Origin of the sequence: Burkholderia sp. SRS-25, from assembly GCF_004343765.1 — a bacterium.
GTDB classification, from domain to species: Bacteria; Pseudomonadota; Gammaproteobacteria; order Burkholderiales; family Burkholderiaceae; genus Burkholderia; species Burkholderia contaminans.
Window position 1 is genome coordinate 244,995 of the sequence record NZ_PTXM01000011.1, and the last position, 18,068, is coordinate 263,062.

Below are 18,068 nucleotides of genomic sequence, written 5' to 3' on the forward strand. Positions count from 1 at the left end.
AATAACTGAAATACCTAAATTTCACGTCATGGAACTCACACCGATAGCCGAACGATTCATTCTCCACTGGGGCGAAATGGGCTCGCGGTGGGGCGTCAACCGCACCGTCTCGCAGATCCACGCGCTGCTCTATCTGGCCGGCCGGCCGATCGCGGCCGACGAGATCGCCGAGACGCTCAACGTGGCGCGCTCCAACGTCAGCACGAGCCTGAAGGAGCTTCAGGCGTGGCGGCTGGCGAAAGTCGTGCACGTGCTGGGCGACCGCCGCGACCACTTCGAGACGTCGACCGACATCTGGGAACTGTTCAAGCTGATCGTCGAAGGGCGGCGGCAGCGCGAGATCGAGCCGACGCTCACGGTGCTGCGCGATTGCCTGGCGAATCCCGAGATCGCGAACGAGAGCCGCGAGACCGAGCAGCGCATCCGCGACACGCTGCAGTTCGTCGAGACGCTCACGACCTGGTCGGACGAGATGCTGCGGCTCAAGCCCGATACGCTGATGAAGGCGCTCGGCATCGGTGCGAAGATCAGCCAGACGGTCAGGCGCAAGCCGTCGAAGTAAGCGGTATGCGCAATGCGGGCAGCCAGCCCGCTTTTTTCGGGGCTGTTATTTCTGTCTGTACAGAAATAACTGTAAATAGAGGATGAAAATGGACACCGTCTTGCCGTCGACCCGCCCGCATGGCCGCACCGGGGCGCACAGCATGACCGTTCTCGTGTGCGGTGCGAACGGTTTCATCGGGCGGGCAGTGTGCGCCCAGCTCGAAGCCGGCGGCCATCGCGTGCTGCGCGGCGTGCGTCATGCGACAGGCGCGTCCGACGTCGCGATCGACTTCGCGAAGGACATCGATCCGGCTGCGTGGCTCGCGCGGCTGGAAGGCGTCGACGTGGTGATCAATACGGTCGGCATCCTTGCCGATCAGCGCGGCGCGACGCTCGACGCCGTGCATCGCGCCGCGCCGTGCGCGCTCTTCACCGCGTGCTGCCGCGCCGGCGTGCGGCGCGTGATCCAGATCTCGGCGCTCGGCGTCGAGCGCGGCGATACGCGCTACTTCGCCAGCAAGTGCGCTGCCGACCGTTTCCTGCAGACGCTGCCGATCGACTTCCGGATCGTGCGCCCCGCGCTCGTCTACGGCACGGACGGTGCGTCGGCGCGGTTTTTCCGGATGCTCGCGAGCCTGCCGGTGCAGGTCCTGCCGGCCGGTGGCCATCAACGGCTGCGCCCCGTGCACGTCGACGATCTCGCCGAAGTCGTCGCGCGGTGCGTCGATGCGCCGGCGGCGGGCCGCCCGGTAATCGATGTGGTCGGCGCTGACGAAGTCGAATACCGCGAGATGCTGGCCCGCTACCGCGCGGCACTGGGGTTTCCGCCGGCCGCTCGCATCGGATTGCCGGGCCCGCTGGCCGGTGTGGCGGCCGTGCTGCTCGGCACGCTGCCGGGCGCGATCTTCACACGCGACACGTGGACGATGCTGCGTGGGGGAAACACCGGCGATCCGGCCGCCGCCACGGCGATGCTCGGCCGGCCGCCGCGGGGGATCGACGGCTTCATCGGCGCGGAAGCCGCCGCGCTGCGTCGCGATGCGCTCGCGATGTGGCGTCGCCCGCTGTTGCGCGGCGCGCTGGCGATCGTGTGGATCTGGACGGCCATCGCCAGCGCGTTCATCCATCCGCTGCACGCGAGCCTCGCGCTGCTCGCGCCTGCGCACCTGACAGGGCTGCCCGCGCTGATCGCGCTCTATGCGGCCAGCGCGCTGGACTTCGCGTTCGGCATCGCGACCGTCGTCGCGCCGTCACGCCGCCTGTGGGTCGCGCAAGCCGCGCTGATCGTCGCGTATTCGGCGGTCATCGCGGTCACGATGCCGGGCCTGCTCGCCGAACCGTTCGGCCCCGTGCTCAAGAACGTGCCGATTCTCGCCATCCTGTTGATCCTTTTTTCAGAAGAAGAACAAGCATGAATACCTATCTCGTCATCAAGGCGCTTCACATCCTGTCCTCGGTGCTGCTGGTCGGCACCGGGTTCGGCACCGCGTTCTACCTGTTCTTCGCGAACCGCACGCGCTCGGTGCCCGCCATTGCGGCCGTGTCGCGCCTCGTGGTGCGCGCGGACTGGTGGTTCACGACGCCGGCCGTGATCTTCCAGCCGGCATCGGGGCTCTGGCTCGCGCATACGGCCGGCTGGCCGTGGGATACGCCTTGGCTCGTCGCGTCGATCGTGCTGTATGCGATCGCCGGCGTGTGCTGGTTGCCGGTCGTGTGGCTGCAGCTTGAACTGGCATCGATGGCGAAGCTCGCGCACGCGAACGGCAACGCCGCACTGCCGGAACGGTACTGGCGCTATGCGAAGCGCTGGGAACTGCTCGGCTATCCGGCGTTCTTCGCGATGCTGACCGTCTACTTCCTGATGGTGCTCAAGCCGATGTAAGCGTGCCGCCGCCGCTGCAATGAAGTGGCGGTACGGCATGGACGAAAGCAGTCGATCGATTCATGAAGCATGCGACAGGTAATAAGAAGGAATGCGAATCATGGGATCAAGTGAACTGGTGCTGTACTTCGACGGACGATGTCCGATATGCGTTGCGGAGATCAAGCGTCTCGGGGCCCGCGACGCGCGACACCGGCTGGCTTTCGTCGATATCGCCGAGCCGGGTTTCGATCCCGCGCCGCTGGGCGTCGATCTGCCCGCGCTGAATCGCGAGCTGCACGCGCGCCTGCCCGACGGACGCATGTTGACCGGCGTGGACAGCATCCTGGCCGCCCAGGCGCTGACCGGGCGCCGCTCGCTCGTCCGGCTGCTTCGCGTGCCGGCCGTGCGCGGTGTGCTGGCGCTGCTGTATCGCCGCCTCGCGCGCAACCGGCATGCGGTTTCGCGCTGGCTCGGTTATCGCACTGAAGCGCCTTGCGACGGGGCGGCGTGCGGTAGCGGTAGCGAACGTGCGGCTGAACCCACGGCAGATCGTCCCGCGGGTGACGCTGCACGCCGCCTCGTCGTGACCTGGATGTACGGCGCCGCGATCGCGCACCTGCTCGTCGGCATGGCCGTTCCGTGGGTTGCCGGCGCGCCGTGGCTCGACGCGTATCACCGCGTCATCGAGCTGCATTTCTGGGCGGGAGCGGCGCCCGACGCGGCGCGTGCACAGCAGGTCTGGTGGATGTCGCTGATGGGCGCGACGGTGCAGTGCGCGTCGGTCTGGATGCTGGCGCTCGTGCACCTCGGCAACCGCTTGCGGAAACGGGAAGTGTGGGGATGGCTGCTGGCCGGCCTGCTGATCTGGGCGCCGCAGGACATGCTGTTTTCATTGCAGGCCCATGTATCGGGCCACGTGGCGATCGACGCGGCGGCACTCGTCGCGATGGTGCCGCCGCTTGTCTGGCTTTGGAGGAGGGACGCAGTATGAACACCTTGCCTGCTTACGACTGGGCGCTCAACCTGCTGATCGTGCAGGGCGCGATGGGCGCGTTCGACACGCTTTATCACCACGAACTCACGCAGGATCTGCCGCACAGCCCGCGTGCGCGGCTCGAGCTGGGAATTCACGCCGTGCGCTCCGTGCTTTACGGTCTCGTGTTCGCATCGATCGCGAACGTCGCATTCCACGGCGCGTGGATCGCGGCCATCGCGGCGGTGGTGGTGGTCGAGGTGGTGCTGACGTTGTGGGATTTCGTCGTCGAGGACCAGAGCCGCAAGCTGCCGGCGACCGAGCGCGTGCTGCACACGCTGCTGGCCGTCAACGGCGGCGCGCTGTTCGGAATGATCGCGATGCAGCTCGCCGTGTGGGCGCACGAACCGACCGCGCTGCAGGCGCTCGATCTCGGCTGGCGCGGCTGGGTGCTGAGCCTCTTTGCCGTCGGCGTGACGGTATCGGGAATCCGCGACGGGATCGCGGCCTGCCGGATCGCGCGCCGCGCGCCGGTCGCCAATCCGTTCGCGGGACCGCCGCCGGGGAACGTGCTCGTCACGGGCGGGACCGGCTTCATCGGCGAAACCCTCGTGAACCATCTGCTCGATGCGGGGCATGCGGTCACGTTGCTGGCGCGCGATCCGCTGCGCGCGGCCTACCCGTTTCACGGCCGCGTGCGCAGCGTGACGTCCGTCGGTCAGCTGCAGCCGCACGAACGTTTCGACACGGTCATCAATCTCGCGGGCGCGCCGGTGCTCGGTGCACGCTGGAGCAAGCGGCGGCGGGCGGTGCTGCTTGCGAGCCGCGTCGGCGTCACGGAATCGCTGATGCGCTGGGTCGAGACCGCCGAGGTCAAGCCGCGCACGTGGATCCAGGCTTCGGCGATCGGCTATTACGGCGTGCGTCCCGCCGACGAGCGGCTCGACGAGAGCAGCAGCGCCGGCGCCGGCTTCATGTCCGAGCTGTGCCGGCAGTGGGAGCAGTCTGCACGACCGCTCGAGCGTCACGGCGTCCGTTCGGTGGTGCTGCGGCTGGGCGTCGTGTTCGGCCCCGGCGGCGCGCTGCGCCCGATGCTGTTGCCGCATTACTTCGGGATGGGCGGGCGATTCGGCGACGGCGCGCAGGTGATGAGCTGGATCCACCGGGACGACGTGCTGCGGATCATCGCGCGTGCGTTGGCGAACCCGGGCATGCACGGCGTCTACAACGCGGTCGCACCCGCGCCGGTGACCCAACGCGAGTTCGTGCAGGTCGTGTCGAAGGTGCTGCGCCGCCCGGCCTCGTTGCACGTGCCGGCCGCGCCGCTGCGCATCGCGATGGGCGAGATGGCCGAGCTGCTGCTGGACGGGCAGCGCGTGATGCCGGCACGCCTGCATCAGGACGGATTCATGTTCCGGTTCCCGACGGCCGAGCACGCGCTGCGTGACCTGACGAATCGTCCGCATGCGGATTTTCCGCGGACGACCTGCCGTTTGCCGCGCGGTCGCGTATAAACTCGGCGTGAACGCGTTCGGGACGTGTCGTGCGTCCCGGGCGTGCCGCATCCGACCTCACAAGGAGACTGCATGCTGCACATCCTCGGCAAGATCCCGTCCATCAACGTCCGCAAGGTGCTGTGGCTGTGCACCGAGCTGAACCTGCCGTTCGAACAGGAAGACTGGGGCGCGGGCTTCCGCACGACCAACGATCCGGCCTATCTCGCGCTGAATCCGAACGGTCTCGTGCCCGTCATCAAGGACGACGATTTCGTGCTCTGGGAATCGAACACGATCATCCGCTACCTCGCGAACCGCTATGGCGGCGATGCACTGTATCCGGCCGAGCCGCAGGCGCGCGCGCGGGTCGATCAATGGATCGACTGGCAGGGCGCGGACCTGAACCGCTCGTGGGTCGGCGCGTTCCTCGGCCTCGTGCGCAAATCGCCCGACCATCAGGATCCGGCCGGCATCGCGCAGTCGATCGCGGGCTGGACGAAGCACATGCAGGTGCTGAACACTCAGCTCGAGGCAACCGGCGCGTACGTGGCCGGCAACAGTTTCACGCTCGCGGACATTCCGATCGGCCTGTCGGTGAACCGCTGGTTCGGCACGCCGTTCGAGCATCCGGATTTCCCGGCGGTGTCGCGCTATATCGAACGCCTCGCGACGCGCGAAGGTTTCCGGAAGTACGCAGGCAGCGCGAACCCGTGACGCCTCGCAGGTAGTGCGCGGCGCGGCGGCGCGGCAAGCACCGCCGCGTTCGCGTCATGAGCAGTATGCACAACGGGCCTGAGGGCCTGTTGTCACGCGCCGGGCGCCGGCACCGCGTCGAGCACGCGCGCGAGAAACGCCTCGTGATTCCACGCGGATTCCGGCCGCGACAGCCCGAGCCGCACGACCACCAGTTGCCGGCTCGGCACCACGCTCACGAACTGGCCTTCATGGCCGACCGCATGAAACGCGTCGGCCGGCATCGCGACCGCATGCGGATCGCGATCGTTGAACGGCTCCGGCACCTTGACCCACAACTGCGCGCCATACTCCTGGCGCTCCGACTGCGGCGTCGTGCGCGTCAGGTAGCGCACCCAGCCTTCCGGCAGCAGCCGCTGCCCGTCCCACACGCCATCCTGCAGCAGCAACTGCCCGAAGCGCGCCCAGTCGCGCGCACTCGCATACATGTACGACGGGCTGACGAGCGTGCCGGACGCATCGGGCTCGAGCACGGCACTGCGCATCCCGAGCGGCGCGAACAGCGCGCGGCGCGGTAACGCGAGGTAGTCGCCGTCGCTGCCGCCCAGTGCCTCACGCATCACGCGCGCGAGGATCGCGCTCGTGCCGCTCGAGTAGGACCACCGTGTGCCGGGTGTCGCGGCGAGCGGCTTTTCCGAGGCGAACCGCGCGGTATCGGGCTGCGCGTACAGCATCAACGCGACGTCGGACAGCGGGTCGTCGTAGTCCTCGTTGAATTGCAGACCGCTCGTCATCCGCAGCAGCTCGTCGAGCGTGATGGCCGCGCGTGGATCGCCGCTGCCGCGCCATTCGGGCAGCAGCGCCGACGTGCCGGGCGACAGCTTGTGCTGCGCGACCAGCGTGCCGACCAGTGCGGCCGTCACGGTCTTCGTCATCGACCAGCCGGGCAGCGGCATGTCGGCGGTGAAGCCGGGCGCATAGCGTTCGGCGATCACCTGGCCGCGCCACATCACGACGACCGCGCGCGTGCGCCGCGGCCGTGCCGGATCGGGTTCGTCGAACGCGCGGTCGAGTGCGGTCTGCAGCTTCTGCGCGTCGATGCCGGCCGGCGGCGTGGCCGGTGCCGGTTGTGTGGACGGCGGATCGGGGAGAGGTTGCAGCGCGGCCGGCAACGCGCCGGGCGACGGCCCGAGCGCGAGCGTGCAGCCGAGCCCGGGCCGGAAGTCGGCTTCGCGTTCGGCGAAGCCGGCGAAGGTCGCCGTCGCGCGATGATGGTCGGGATCGATCGACGGATGCACCAGTTTCAACAGGGGGTGCACGCCCGCCATGATGTCGACGTCGATCACGGATGCGGCCGGGCGGCCCGACACGTACACGCCGGAACACAGCGCCTTCGCCGCATAGCCGGTTGCGATCGGCGCGAGCCGGGACAGCATGTAGCCCGTGTAGCCGACCGCGACGACGACGGCGAGCGCGGCGCCGCGCAGGATCAGCTTCTTGAAGGGGATCGTCATGCGCGAGCGTCCTCGATTGTCGGCAGGCAGAACACGAACAGGCAGTGTCGCAGGTTCGGGCCGGCGGTGGCAATCGCGGGTGCGTGCGACGCCGGGCGGCGCCGACAGCGCGCAAGGTGCCCGGCGTGTGTGACGCGTGTGTGTCGATCGTGCGGGGCGAACGGGCCGCGTGCGGCCCGTCCAGGTGGCGCGTTACTGCGCGTCGTTGTTGTCGGACCGCAGGGTCCAGACCGTCGCGGTATTCGTGTTGTCGTCGACGGCCGCGAATTCCGGCTGGCCCTTGCTGCCGTGCCCGAACGCGAGGCCGAATGCGGCACCCGGAACGGTGTCGACCTGCATTTGCGCGACGAAGCGCCCGTCCACCGTGAATTCGACGATCTCGCTCGGCTGCTGCGGGTCGGCGTTGACCGCGTCGCCGTTCGCGGTCACGAGATGGCCGTTCGGTGCGAGCGCCAGCGCGAGCGGGCCGTGCAAGTGCGCCGCGTCGAAGTAGATCATCCGTCCGACGCCGCCGTTGCGTTTCGTCGACGCCGCGTTCTGGATCGCGAACACCGCGTTGTCGCCGGTGGAGGCGACATACAGCACGTCGATGTTCGGGTCGTAAGCGAGGCCGGTCGGGCCGACGACGAGTGCACTGGGATCGGTTCGATTCACGTAGCCCGACGCGATGACGCGCGAGCCCGGCAGCATCGTGACGCCGTTGTCGCCGATCGCGAGTTCGATGCGCGAGACCGTCCCGTTCAGCACGTTCGACACGAACGCGGTCACGCGCTGGCCGCGGTCGATCACGGTCATGTCCCACGGCCCGTCGAGCAGCGCCGCACTGCTGAGTTGCGTGACGAGATGGCCTTGCGGACCGATGACGAGCAGCGAGCCCGGCGGCACGACGGTCTTGCCGTCCGGCGCCGGGACGTTGCCGACCAGCACGAAACCGCTGCGCAGCACCACGAGCGCGGTTGTCAGGCCGAGATTGCTGCCCTGGAAGAAGGCCGCCGGCGTCTTGCCGGGCGACAGCTTCACGATCGTCGTGCCGGTGCCTTGCGTATTCGACGCCGCGTTGAAGTTGGACACGACGACGTCGCCGGGTTTCAGCGTGCTCCAGGGCGGCACGCCGCGCGGCACGAACGCGATGCCGTACGGATTGACATCGCCGTTGGCGGGCACGGTCGACGCGGTGAATGATGGAATCGGCAAGATGATGTCGTTGCCGCCGGCCCATGCGAAAGCCGACGACAACGCGACCAGCCCGGCGCTGTATGCCGCGCGGCGTAGCGAGTGCCGGACGCGCGCGACGACCGGTGGATCAACCGCACGGACGGGCGGGGCGGGTGAACGACACGAGGGGAGAGGGTCCATGGCATGACTCCGGTTGAAGATCGCGAGCAGTCATCCCGGCTGCCGGCCTGCGCAGCCGACGGGTGTCCGGCGCGGGTTCGCGATCGTGCTGTTGCCGCGTGAACCCACGCTCGAAACAAACGGATGGCGACGGCCGGATATTCCGATCTGTTACGCCTGCTGCATGGAGCCATGTGTCCATTGTTCACCGCAATGGCGACGCGGCCTGACAAGTTGAAATTCGACCCGCCGTCGGCCGATAATCGTCCGGCATCGCTTTCCCCCTCTCCCAGTCCAACCGTTATCGGAAAACGCCATGTCCTACGACAACAACAACCCGTTCGCCAAAATCCTGCGCGGCGAACTGCCGTGCGTGAAAGTCGCGGAAGACGACGCGACCCTCGCGATCATGGATCTGATGCCGCAGGCCGACGGCCACGTGCTCGTGATCCCGAAGGAGCCGGCCGCGCAGATCTTCGAGTTGTCCGGCGACGCGGCGGCGGCCGGCATCCGCATGACGCAGCGCGTGGCGGCGGCGGTGCGCGCGGCGCTCGAGCCGGACGGCGTGTTCATCGGCCAGTTCAACGGCGCGGCCGCCGGCCAGACGGTGCCGCATGTGCACTTCCACGTGATCCCGCGCTGGGAAGGCGCCGAGCTGCGGATGCATGCACGCGAGATCGCCGACGCGGCGACGCTCGAAGCGCTCGCGCAGCGCATTCGCGCGCGTTTCGTGTAACGCGTCGATTGCGTGCGGCGACGGCACGGCATGGCGCATCGGCCCGTCGCCGTGCCAGCGCCTGTTTCAGCGGTCACGCGAGGTAACACGTGTAACCACCGGCGAAACTCGGCCCGGCCCACCCGGCGCTAGACTCCGCGCATTGCTTCACCGAGCGACAGGAAGGGGCGGATCGTCCCTTCGTGCCGGCCGCCGCATCGCGCGGCGGAGCGGCTTTCGCGAGGTGCCATTCGTCTTTCGCGCCGGGAATCGAGCCATGACCAGACTTCTCATCACGCTTGCCCTGATCGGCGGCCTGTCCGGCTGCTACGTTGCGCCGCCGTACGGCTACGCGCCCGCGCCGGCCTACTACGGCTATGCGCCGGCGTATTACGCGCCGCCCGTCAGCGTCGGGATCGGCGGCAACTTCCGCATCCGCTGATCGGGCACCGGGCGTTGGCGCCGTCCGCATCTGTCGGCGCCAAGCCGTTGCACCGGATGGTTCGCGCGGATTCGCGTAACGCGTGACGGCGGTGCGCTGCACGGCGTGCGCGTGGTTCCTATACTTCACAGGAAAGCGCATTCCGCATTCCGGTGAGGCAGCCATGACAGTCACCCGCAAGGTCGCAGTCGCGTCGGGCATCGCCACGCTCGTCTATCTCGGGCTCGCGGTGCTCGGCAGCGGTGGGTTCGCGGCCTTCTTCTCGCATCCCCAACTGACCGTCGTTGTTGTGGCGACGCTCGCGATGGCCGTCGCCGCGCTGTTCACCGAAGGCAACCTGAGCAGCGGCGAGCGCGAGAGCCGCGACAACCGCTGGGTGCTCGCGGCGTTCGGGGTAAGCGGGTTCCTGCTCGCATACCTGCCGGCGCTGACCGACCGCCTCGACTTCTGGACCTTCGGCGGCGATGCGGTGCGCTGGATCGGCGTCGTGCTGTACATCGCAGGCGGCGTGCTGCGCATCTGGCCCGTATTCGTGCTCGGCAAGCGCTTCAGCGGGCTCGTCGCGATCCAGCCGGGCCATACGCTCGTGACCGACGGTATCTACAGCCGCATCCGCAATCCGAGCTATCTCGGCCTGGTCGTCAATTCGGTCGGCTGGGCGCTCGCATTCCGCTCGGGTGTCGGCTTGCTGCTGGTCGTACTGACGATGGTGCCGCTCGTCGCGCGCATCCGCTCCGAAGAGGTGCTGCTGCGTGCGCAATTCGGCGCCGAATACGACGCGTATTGCGCGCGGACCTGGCGTCTGCTGCCGGGCGTGTACTGACCCCCATCATTTCTTCCCGGCCGCCGTCTCGCGCCCCGCCCACGATTCGTTCCCGATGTGTTGCCACGTGTGTCGCAAAGGTGCGACGCCGCCCATGGCCGGCCTGTCGTTCCGCAGGGCCGGACCGTCGGCCGAGCCAATGCTGGCGCGGGTTTGCGGGCATTCCGGTACGGCCGCTCGAAGTCGCTTATTCGTAAACAACTTGTTACCAGAATGTCCACGGCAAGGATGTGGGACCGGTGCTATTCTTCGCCGCAAGCTCATTGAAATGAATTGGTCCGCGGTTCGGCACAATGCCTGACACGACGTCGATCGATTCAGATCGTCGTACCGAGCGGACCTTCAATAACCAGATTGCGAACAAGGAAGAATACGGGAATGTGGAAGAAAATCGCCCCCGCTCTCGTCGTCGCCGCGTTGACCGGCGCGACTGCACTGCCGGCCATGGCAGGTGACATGAACAACGCGCTTGGCGGCGCGCTCGGCGGGGTAGCCGGCGCAGCGGTCGGCGGTGCGCTCGGCGGCAGCACGGGCTCGGTGATCGGCGGCGCCATCGGCGGCGGCGCGGGTGGCGCGGTGACGTCGAACCGTCGCGAGCGCACCGGCGCGATCATCGGCGGCGCCCTCGGCGGCGGCGCAGGTACCGCGGCAGGCAACGCGATGGGCGGCCGCACGGGCGGCCTGCTGGGTGCGGCTGTCGGCGGCGGCGCCGGCGCGGCGCTCGGCGGCAACATGTCGCGCAGCTCCTACGAGCGCGATTACGGCGGTCGCGGCGATCGTGGCTATCGCCACCGCAAGCATCACCACCACCGCGACTGGGACTGATCGCCGCTGGCGCGGCTTGGTGCGCGAATGGCGCACCGGCGCGCCGACGGCGTCGGCACCCGACGCGAGATTCGGCCCGGCGGCTTGCCGGGCCGTCATCGCCGGCCAGACCGGCGAACCCTTTCCGGCTTCCTCAGCCGCGGCCAGACGCCCGATCGACGGGCCGGCAAGTTTCCCTCCTCGCTGTATTTCCCCGTTTCCCGACTACATCGCCACGCGCGACTGAATGCGTCCGACGCGTGCCGAGACCATTCGCGTGCCGTTCGATTCCCGTTGGCCCGTTCTCCAGCCTGACGGCTGCTCATGATTGGCGCGGTGCGACTTGCTGCCGTGCGCACGTCGGCGCGATCCACTCTGCGTAACCGGATGTATCGCGAACCGCGTGTGCACCGGGAACAGCTGCTGTTATTCGCCGGCGCCCGTTGCGTCCCGGCGAACGTGCGCGCTGCCCGCCCGTCAGGATTTCCCTGATAGCCGGACCGTCGCGCCACGCTTCCTCTCCGCGTATCGCGGCTGCCCGCAGGTAGTGGGAAATCGAATGGAATCCATCGCAACATTTAATTGGTCGATTGCGAACGACTTCGCTATCGTCGGCGATGCTCGCGTACGGCATCGCACCGTGCCGCTGGCCGCGTCTCGCCGCATGAGCGCGGGCGCCACGGCCCGGCCGCCGGCCCCACCAGCATGGGCCGCTGCGTCCGAAGAACCGGACGAACCCGTCGCGAAGCCTGGCCGACCGAACGAAGGCGCATGCGCCTTCAAGCCACCCCGGCAACGATGTCCCGCCGCCGCATGCGTGCCCCACGCGCGTACGTGCCGCCCGATGCCGTTGGCACCCGGGGCCGGACCAACCCATTGCCTGGATGCACTATGTCTAAGACAACGTATTACGCGCCGCATGGCGGCCACCCGCCGCAGACCGATCTGCTGACCGATCGCGCGATGTTCACCGAGGCGTACGCGGTGATCCCGAAGGGTGTGATGCGCGACATCGTCACGAGCTGGCTGCCGTTCTGGACGAACACGCGCCTGTGGGTGATCGCCCGCCCGCTGTCGGGGTTCGCGGAAACCTTCTCGCAGTACATCGTCGAAGTGAACCCGGGCGGCGGCAGCGACAAGCCCGAGCAGGACAAGAACGCCGAAGCCGTGCTGTTCGTCGTCGAAGGCGAAGCCGAGCTGACGCTGCAAGGCACGAAGCACCAGTTGAAGCCGGGCGGCTATGCGTTCATTCCGCCGGGCGCGGACTGGACGCTGCACAACGTCAGCGATGCCGCGGTGCGTTTCCACTGGGTGCGCAAGCACTACCAGGCCGTCGACGGCATTCCGCTGCCTGAAGCCTTCGTGACCAACGAGCAGGACGTCGAGCCGATCCCGATGCCGGGCACCAACGGTGCATGGGTGACGACGCGCTTCGTCGACATGAGCGACATGCGCCACGACATGCACGTGAACATCGTGACGTTCGAGCCGGGCGGCGTGATTCCGTTCGCCGAAACGCACGTGATGGAGCACGGGCTGTATGTGCTCGAAGGGAAGGCCGTGTATCGCCTGAACCAGGATTGGGTCGAGGTCGAAGCGGGCGACTTCATGTGGCTGCGCGCGTTCTGCCCGCAGGCATGCTATTCGGGGGGCCCTGGCCGCTTCCGTTATCTGTTGTACAAAGACGTGAACCGTCACATGAACCTGTTGCTGAACCCGGCGCGTTGAGCGTTGTTCAAGCAGTTGGATGTGAAAGCCCGCCGGGGATGCCGGCGGGCTTTTTTTCAGGTTCTTCGTGGCTTGAAAGCGGGAATCCAGCCAGTGCGTTTTGCAAACACCGACCGTCAGTCGGATGCCGCTGGCGACTCATTGCCCTGCGTGGCACCACATTGATGGCAATGCGGGAAGAAGAAAAAATTCCGGCCACCGCATCCGCATACGTTGAAGAGCCTCAATCCGCAGTGCACGCAGAACGTGGAGTCGTCGCCACCGAGATTCCACTGTTTGTCGCATGACGGGCAACGCTTTTTTTCGAGTGAGCGAACGGCCTTTTCGTATCCGATCGTGCGCGCACGTTCTCCCTGATCCTGCTGCAATTCGAGCCGCTTGCGTTCGGCATAGCGCTGAAAGGCCTTCAACATGTAAAGGCCGGCGAACACCGTGAGTGCAATGCCGACCAGGACCCTGACATAGCCGCCGAAATTCGGCAGATACGGGACCAGTTCGATGAAAAATGCACTCAGCGAAAACAGGCCAAAGCCATACACGAAAGGCCAATAGCGCATCTTGCGATAGCGCATGAACAGCCAGATCGCAATCAGCAGAATCGGTAACGTGAGTGCAAGCCGCAGCCCGAACACCTGCAACTCGTAATGCCGGTCGGCCTTTTCGAAGCGGCGTTCGGCTGCCGCGTCGGCGTCGGCGATTTGCGTGTCGACTTGAGTCTGCTGCGAAGCCAACGCCCGCTGCTGGTCGCCGATCGCATCGATCTGATGCTGCCAGTTGACGACCACTGCCTGGAGCGTATCCAGCTTGCGAGTTCGCGCCAGAATGTCCGGGTCCCTCGCACTGTCTCCCGTCACCGAGCGGGTTGCCAGCCAGTTGCGGAAACTTTCTTTCTCGGCCGCGTACTCCTTCGCGGCACGTCCGCGTGCCACCTCCATTGCATCGGCTTTCTCGGCAAGCGTGTCGTGCCGTGCCTGCAGATCGCGCCGGGCTGCGTCCAGCCGCGCCTTCAATGGAGCATCCGCGAATTGCTCGACGACGGGCGGCCCGCCCCTCGGAGCGAAGGCCATGTCGCGAATCACGAGACTGCCGAGCATGTTCAGAAACACCGCAAAGATGATCGCAATCACCCACGAAGCGAGCCGCAGGAGGCGTGCTGGACTGGTCAGGCCGTCGCTGGAAGTCATCATTGTTTTGCCCTTGTTGGAATGGTTATTTAAGCGGACTTGATTGTCGACGATTCCCGTACCCTTGTCGAACGTCCCCGTCCGGCCGAGAGCCGCTGGTCTTCCCCGCGCTCCCGGGAAATTCATGACGAACCTGCTTCCACGGATGATGCGTATTCCTACAGGCCGAGTGCGGCCGCCGCGAGCGTCGCGACCTGCAACCGTGTATCGGGCAGCAGCCCGTCCTCGATCAACCACACCGCCGACAAGCCCGACCACGCGAGAATCCACTGCAGCAGCCGGCGCCTGTCGAGCTGCGCGGTGCTGGCCACGAGCGTGACGCGCTGCGCGAACCGCACCGGATCGACCGCAACGTCGTGCGAAGGATTGCAGAACAGGTTCGCGTAGTCGAACGCGCGATCGCCGCGCAGCCCCTTCGGATCGATCGCACGCCAGCCGCGATCGCCGAAATGGAGAATGTTGCCGTGATGGATGTCGCCGTGCAGGACAACTTCATCGACGGGCGGCCCGGCGAGCAGCTGGCGCGCGACCGTTGCGCAGCGATGAAGCACGACATTGGCTGAAGCGTCAGACAGCAGCGCCTGAAACCACACCTGCAGCGGTACGACCGAAGGCGGCTCCGAAGCACGATGCGCATGCAGCCGCGCAACGACGTCGCACGCGATGCGCATCGCGTCGTCGTCATGGCCCGATGCCGAAAAACCGGCCAGCGTCGGTTCCGGCTGCGCCCGCTCGAGCAGAATCGCATCGCCGTCGTGCAGCCACACCTGCGCGGCGCCCTGCCCATTCCACCACGTCATCAGCGCATTGCCGCGACGCTCCTCGTCGCAGGTAGCGACCTTCAACATCGCCGGCCGCGATTGCCAGACGACGGGCAGCAGGCCGCCGCTCGCGGTCAGGATCGGGCCGCCGTCAGGAACGAGGCCCCACAGGCCGAGATATCGATCGAACATCACACGATGCTACAGCCGAACCGGATCGCGCGCAGCGCGGTTCGCCCGACGCATGCGTCACGCGGTCGCAGATACGACGTGAACGGCCCCGACACACTTTCCTAAATAAAATTTAGCCAGCCAAACTTTGGCTAAAGAATGTTCCGGTTTCCCGCCATCCCTTCGACAATGCGCGCCTTTCGTGACCCGTCGGCGCCTCTTGCGCACCGGCCGTCGCAGCATCGAAGAAGGAGCCCGACATGACCGACCACAACGCATCCCCACCGCCACCACCCGCGCCGCCGCCACGCCGCCGCCGCGTGTGGCGCACGCTCGCGGGCGCGCTGCTCGGCCTGACGGTCGCCTGCGCGGGCATCGGCGCATGGACGATCCAGCGCATCTGGACGCAATTGCCGTCCGTCGAGCACCTCGCCGTGTACCGTCCCGCGCTGCCGTTGCGGATCTTCTCGCGCGACGGCGATCTGCTGGCCGAATACGGCGTCGAGCGACGCGAGTTCGTGCCGCTCGAACGCATCCCGCCGCTGATGCGGCAGGCGCTGCTCGCGGCCGAGGACGCGAAGTTCTACCAGCATGGCGCGGTCGATTTCGGCGGCCTCGCGCGCGCGACGTTCGCGAACGTCGTGACGGGGCAGCCGGGGCAGGGCGGCAGCACGATCACGATGCAGGTCGCGCGCAACTTCTATCTGACGCGCGACAAGGTGCTGAGTCGCAAGCTCGCCGAGATCCTGATGGCGACCAAGCTCGAACGCGAATACAGCAAGGACAAGCTGCTCGAGCTGTACATGAACGAGATCTATCTGGGCGAGCGCGCGTACGGTTTCGCGGCGGCCGCGAACGTCTATTTCGGCAAGCCGCTCGACGCGCTGAGCGCGGGCGAGGCCGCCGTGCTCGCGGGGCTGCCGAAGGCACCGTCCGCGTTCAACCCGGTCGTCAATCCGGCACGCGCGACCGCGCGGCGCAACTACGTGCTCGGCCGGATGCACGCGCTCGGCCAGCTCGACGACGCGACGTATCACGCGGCCGTCGACGCGCCGATCGCGCTGGCCACCACGCCGCCGCCGGGGATCATCGCGGCGCCGTACGTCGCCGAGCGCGCGCGCCGGATGATGGTCGAGCGTTTCTACGACGATGCCTATACGCTCGGCCTCGACGTGACGACGACGATCTCGATGCGCGACCAGCGCGCGGCCGAATCGTCGCTCGCACGCACGCTGAGCCGCCAGCCGCGCGCGAAGCGCGATGCGCGCAACGGGCTCGAAGGCGCACTGGTGTCGCTCGACGCGGCAACCGGCGACATGCTCGCGCTCGTCGGCGGCGCTGATTTCAACCGCAACGTGTTCGACCATGCGCTGCAGGCGTATCGCCAGCCGGGCTCGAGCTTCAAGCCGTTCGTCTATTCGGCTGCGCTGGAAAAGGGCTACTTCCCGGGCGTGCTCGTCGACGACACGCAGCGCACGCTCACGCACGAGGAAACCGGCGCACGGCCGTGGCGCCCGCGCAATTTCGCCAACAACTACGAGGGCTTCATCCCGGTGCGGCGCGGGCTCATGCGCTCGAAGAACCTGGTGGCGGTCAGCCTGATGCAGGCCACCGACGCGCGCTACGTGCAGCAGCATGCGGTGCACTTCGGCTTCGACGCGCAGCGCAATCCGGCGTCGCTGCCGCTCGCGCTCGGCGCAGGCGCCGTGACGCCGCTCGAACTGGCGAGCGCGTATAGCGTGTTTGCGAACGGGGGCACGCGGATGGAGCCGCGCCTGATCCTGTCGGTGAAACAGCGTCATGGCGGCGCGATGTACGAGGCGACGTCGCCGGCAGGCGAGCGCGTCGTGTCGGCGCGCAACGCGTTCGTGATGGACAGCATGCTGCGCGACGTCGTGAAGTCCGGCACCGCGCGCGGCGCGCTCGCGCTGCGCCGCGACGACGCGGCCGGCAAGACGGGCACGTCGAACGGGTCGAAGGATGTCTGGTTCGCCGGCTACTCGTCGGGCATCGTCGCGGTCGCGTGGCTCGGCTACGACACGCCGCGCCCGATGGGGCGTGCGACCGGCGCATCGCTTGCGCTGCCGGTCTGGCTCGACTACATGAAGACGGCCGTCGACGGGCGTACGCCGGTCGAGGCGACGCCGCCGCAGGACGTCGCGCTCGTCGACGGCGACTTCGTCTACGCCGAATACACGCGCGGCACGTGCACGGCCGACGTGCCGTCGTACATCCGCAGCCGCTTCGCGTGCGGCGGGGCGGCGGCAGTGGCCGGTGCGTCCGACGCGCCGGGCAACAACGGCAAGCCTGCCGAATCGACGCCTGCCGCGGTTGATGCGGCCGAGCGCGAACGCGTGCTCGACCTGTTTCGGACGGATGACTGACGTTCGCCATGCATACGCTCTATCTGATTGCAATCGTCGCGGAAGCGATGTCGGGGGCGCTGATGGGCATGCGCCGCGGAATGGACCGTTTTGGGCTCGCGCTCGTCGGCGCGGTGACGGCCCTCGGCGGCGGCACTGTGCGTGACGTGCTGCTCGGCCACTATCCGCTCGGCTGGATCGCGCATCCCGAGTACCTGGTGATCACGCTCGTCGCGGCGACCGTCGCGTCGTGGGTCGCACGGCATGTCGCGCGAATGAAGACGCTGTTCGTGACCGTCGATGCGATCGGCCTCGCGGCGTTCACGATCATCGGCTGCGACATCGGTGCGTCGACGGGCACCGCGCCGATCATCGTCGTGCTGGCCGGCGCGATCACGGGTGTCTGCGGCGGGATGCTGCGCGATCTGTTGTGCAACGAGATGCCGTTGATCCTGCGCGAGGAACTGTATGCGAGCGTCGCGTTCGTCACGGGCGGGCTCTATGTCGGGATGCAGCATCTCGGTATCGATGCTGGCATCGCGACGGTCGTCGCGCTGGCGGCGGGATTCTCGATGCGGATGCTCGCCGTGCGGCTCGGGTGGAAGATGCGGACGTTCGGCGCGGCGGATCTCGAGCATTGAGCCTGGAGGCGCGCCGTC

17 protein-coding genes are annotated in these 18,068 nt (G+C 67.5%); 13 read left to right on the plus strand and 4 right to left on the minus strand.

What is annotated here, in order from left to right; all coding sequences use genetic code 11:
• Nucleotides 1-28: 28 nt before the first annotated feature.
• The 6 genes from C5O79_RS17710 (at nucleotide 29) to C5O79_RS17735 (ending at nucleotide 5,590) form a co-directional block, all read left to right on the plus strand.
• On the plus strand, nucleotides 29-562 hold the full coding sequence (locus tag C5O79_RS17710) for a MarR family transcriptional regulator (RefSeq protein WP_047851291.1): 534 nt from the start codon (nucleotides 29-31) through the stop codon (nucleotides 560-562).
• Nucleotides 563-650: 88 nt separating this feature from the next.
• Nucleotides 651-1,958, plus strand: coding sequence for an SDR family oxidoreductase (locus C5O79_RS17715; protein WP_122477547.1), 1,308 nt, complete (start codon nucleotides 651-653; stop codon nucleotides 1,956-1,958).
• Nucleotides 1,955-2,425 carry a DUF2269 domain-containing protein gene (locus C5O79_RS17720; protein ID WP_039349799.1) on the plus strand — a complete coding sequence of 157 codons (471 nt, stop codon included), beginning with the start codon at nucleotides 1,955-1,957 and terminating at the stop codon, nucleotides 2,423-2,425. The genes C5O79_RS17715 and C5O79_RS17720 overlap by 4 nt, the downstream gene beginning before the upstream one ends.
• 100 nt (nucleotides 2,426-2,525) lie before the next feature.
• Nucleotides 2,526-3,398: a DUF393 domain-containing protein gene (locus C5O79_RS17725; protein ID WP_122477545.1), complete on the plus strand. Its 873-nt coding sequence runs from the start codon at nucleotides 2,526-2,528 to the stop codon at nucleotides 3,396-3,398.
• On the plus strand, nucleotides 3,395-4,894 hold the full coding sequence (locus C5O79_RS17730; protein ID WP_122477009.1) for a TIGR01777 family oxidoreductase: 1,500 nt from the start codon (nucleotides 3,395-3,397) through the stop codon (nucleotides 4,892-4,894). The genes C5O79_RS17725 and C5O79_RS17730 overlap by 4 nt, the downstream gene beginning before the upstream one ends.
• Nucleotides 4,895-4,966: 72 nt before the next feature.
• The gene (locus tag C5O79_RS17735; protein ID WP_047851287.1) at nucleotides 4,967-5,590 is read left to right on the plus strand and encodes a glutathione S-transferase; all 624 of its coding nucleotides are present in this window, start codon (nucleotides 4,967-4,969) and stop codon (nucleotides 5,588-5,590) included.
• Between the two features lie 92 nt (nucleotides 5,591-5,682).
• Here the strand turns inward: C5O79_RS17735 and C5O79_RS17740 are convergent, their stop codons facing one another.
• Nucleotides 5,683-7,083, minus strand: a complete 1,401-nt coding sequence (locus C5O79_RS17740) for a serine hydrolase (protein ID WP_122477006.1) — start codon at nucleotides 7,081-7,083, stop codon at nucleotides 5,683-5,685.
• Nucleotides 7,084-7,275: 192 nt separating this feature from the next.
• Nucleotides 7,276-8,439 carry a hypothetical protein gene (locus tag C5O79_RS17745; RefSeq protein ID WP_174242155.1) on the minus strand — a complete coding sequence of 388 codons (1,164 nt, stop codon included), beginning with the start codon at nucleotides 8,437-8,439 and terminating at the stop codon, nucleotides 7,276-7,278.
• Nucleotides 8,440-8,734: 295 nt separating this feature from the next.
• Here C5O79_RS17745 and C5O79_RS17750 point away from each other — a divergent pair, with 295 nt between their 5' ends.
• From C5O79_RS17750 to C5O79_RS17765, 5 genes are all read left to right on the plus strand, one after another.
• Nucleotides 8,735-9,154 carry an HIT domain-containing protein gene (locus C5O79_RS17750; RefSeq protein WP_043181059.1) on the plus strand — a complete coding sequence of 140 codons (420 nt, stop codon included), beginning with the start codon at nucleotides 8,735-8,737 and terminating at the stop codon, nucleotides 9,152-9,154.
• Between the two features lie 256 nt (nucleotides 9,155-9,410).
• On the plus strand, nucleotides 9,411-9,575 hold the full coding sequence (locus C5O79_RS38145; protein ID WP_011353821.1) for a hypothetical protein: 165 nt from the start codon (nucleotides 9,411-9,413) through the stop codon (nucleotides 9,573-9,575).
• Nucleotides 9,576-9,738: 163 nt separating this feature from the next.
• The gene (locus C5O79_RS17755; RefSeq protein ID WP_122476999.1) at nucleotides 9,739-10,398 is read left to right on the plus strand and encodes an isoprenylcysteine carboxylmethyltransferase family protein; all 660 of its coding nucleotides are present in this window, start codon (nucleotides 9,739-9,741) and stop codon (nucleotides 10,396-10,398) included.
• A gap of 378 nt (nucleotides 10,399-10,776) precedes the next feature.
• A complete protein-coding gene (locus tag C5O79_RS17760; RefSeq protein ID WP_043181055.1) occupies nucleotides 10,777-11,223 on the plus strand; it encodes a hypothetical protein in 447 nt (148 codons plus the stop codon).
• Between the two features lie 870 nt (nucleotides 11,224-12,093).
• Nucleotides 12,094-12,930 (plus strand): bifunctional allantoicase/(S)-ureidoglycine aminohydrolase, encoded by an 837-nt coding sequence (locus tag C5O79_RS17765; protein ID WP_046548654.1) that lies wholly within the window; start codon nucleotides 12,094-12,096, stop codon nucleotides 12,928-12,930.
• 116 nt (nucleotides 12,931-13,046) lie between these two features.
• Here C5O79_RS17765 and C5O79_RS17770 read toward each other — a convergent pair whose 3' ends face one another.
• Both C5O79_RS17770 and C5O79_RS17775 read right to left on the minus strand, forming a co-directional pair.
• Nucleotides 13,047-14,114: a zinc ribbon domain-containing protein gene (locus C5O79_RS17770; protein WP_047852564.1), complete on the minus strand. Its 1,068-nt coding sequence runs from the start codon at nucleotides 14,112-14,114 to the stop codon at nucleotides 13,047-13,049.
• A 158-nt stretch (nucleotides 14,115-14,272) separates the two neighbouring features.
• Complete coding sequence (locus C5O79_RS17775) at nucleotides 14,273-15,067, minus strand: aminoglycoside phosphotransferase family protein (protein ID WP_122476997.1); 795 nt, start codon at nucleotides 15,065-15,067, stop codon at nucleotides 14,273-14,275.
• Between the two features lie 239 nt (nucleotides 15,068-15,306).
• On the opposite strand from C5O79_RS17775, the gene C5O79_RS17780 reads away from it, so the two are divergent.
• Both C5O79_RS17780 and C5O79_RS17785 read left to right on the plus strand, forming a co-directional pair.
• On the plus strand, nucleotides 15,307-17,430 hold the full coding sequence (locus tag C5O79_RS17780; RefSeq protein ID WP_131931527.1) for a PBP1A family penicillin-binding protein: 2,124 nt from the start codon (nucleotides 15,307-15,309) through the stop codon (nucleotides 17,428-17,430).
• Nucleotides 17,431-17,438: 8 nt separating this feature from the next.
• On the plus strand, nucleotides 17,439-18,050 hold the full coding sequence (locus tag C5O79_RS17785) for a trimeric intracellular cation channel family protein (RefSeq protein ID WP_046548651.1): 612 nt from the start codon (nucleotides 17,439-17,441) through the stop codon (nucleotides 18,048-18,050).
• The last annotated feature ends 18 nt before the right edge of the window (nucleotides 18,051-18,068 follow it).

Coding starts and splice junctions, on each gene's coding strand:
- C5O79_RS17710 (WP_047851291.1), top strand. CDS start 29: ATGGAACTCACACCGATAGCCGAACGATTCATTCTCCACTGGGGCGAA.
- C5O79_RS17715 (WP_122477547.1), top strand. CDS start 651: ATGGACACCGTCTTGCCGTCGACCCGCCCGCATGGCCGCACCGGGGCG.
- C5O79_RS17720 (WP_039349799.1), top strand. CDS start 1,955: ATGAATACCTATCTCGTCATCAAGGCGCTTCACATCCTGTCCTCGGTG.
- C5O79_RS17725 (WP_122477545.1), top strand. CDS start 2,526: ATGGGATCAAGTGAACTGGTGCTGTACTTCGACGGACGATGTCCGATA.
- C5O79_RS17730 (WP_122477009.1), top strand. CDS start 3,395: ATGAACACCTTGCCTGCTTACGACTGGGCGCTCAACCTGCTGATCGTG.
- C5O79_RS17735 (WP_047851287.1), top strand. CDS start 4,967: ATGCTGCACATCCTCGGCAAGATCCCGTCCATCAACGTCCGCAAGGTG.
- C5O79_RS17740 (WP_122477006.1), bottom strand. CDS start 7,083: ATGACGATCCCCTTCAAGAAGCTGATCCTGCGCGGCGCCGCGCTCGCC.
- C5O79_RS17745 (WP_174242155.1), bottom strand. CDS start 8,439: ATGGACCCTCTCCCCTCGTGTCGTTCACCCGCCCCGCCCGTCCGTGCG.
- C5O79_RS17750 (WP_043181059.1), top strand. CDS start 8,735: ATGTCCTACGACAACAACAACCCGTTCGCCAAAATCCTGCGCGGCGAA.
- C5O79_RS38145 (WP_011353821.1), top strand. CDS start 9,411: ATGACCAGACTTCTCATCACGCTTGCCCTGATCGGCGGCCTGTCCGGC.
- C5O79_RS17755 (WP_122476999.1), top strand. CDS start 9,739: ATGACAGTCACCCGCAAGGTCGCAGTCGCGTCGGGCATCGCCACGCTC.
- C5O79_RS17760 (WP_043181055.1), top strand. CDS start 10,777: ATGTGGAAGAAAATCGCCCCCGCTCTCGTCGTCGCCGCGTTGACCGGC.
- C5O79_RS17765 (WP_046548654.1), top strand. CDS start 12,094: ATGTCTAAGACAACGTATTACGCGCCGCATGGCGGCCACCCGCCGCAG.
- C5O79_RS17770 (WP_047852564.1), bottom strand. CDS start 14,114: ATGACTTCCAGCGACGGCCTGACCAGTCCAGCACGCCTCCTGCGGCTC.
- C5O79_RS17775 (WP_122476997.1), bottom strand. CDS start 15,067: ATGTTCGATCGATATCTCGGCCTGTGGGGCCTCGTTCCTGACGGCGGC.
- C5O79_RS17780 (WP_131931527.1), top strand. CDS start 15,307: ATGACCGACCACAACGCATCCCCACCGCCACCACCCGCGCCGCCGCCA.
- C5O79_RS17785 (WP_046548651.1), top strand. CDS start 17,439: ATGCATACGCTCTATCTGATTGCAATCGTCGCGGAAGCGATGTCGGGG.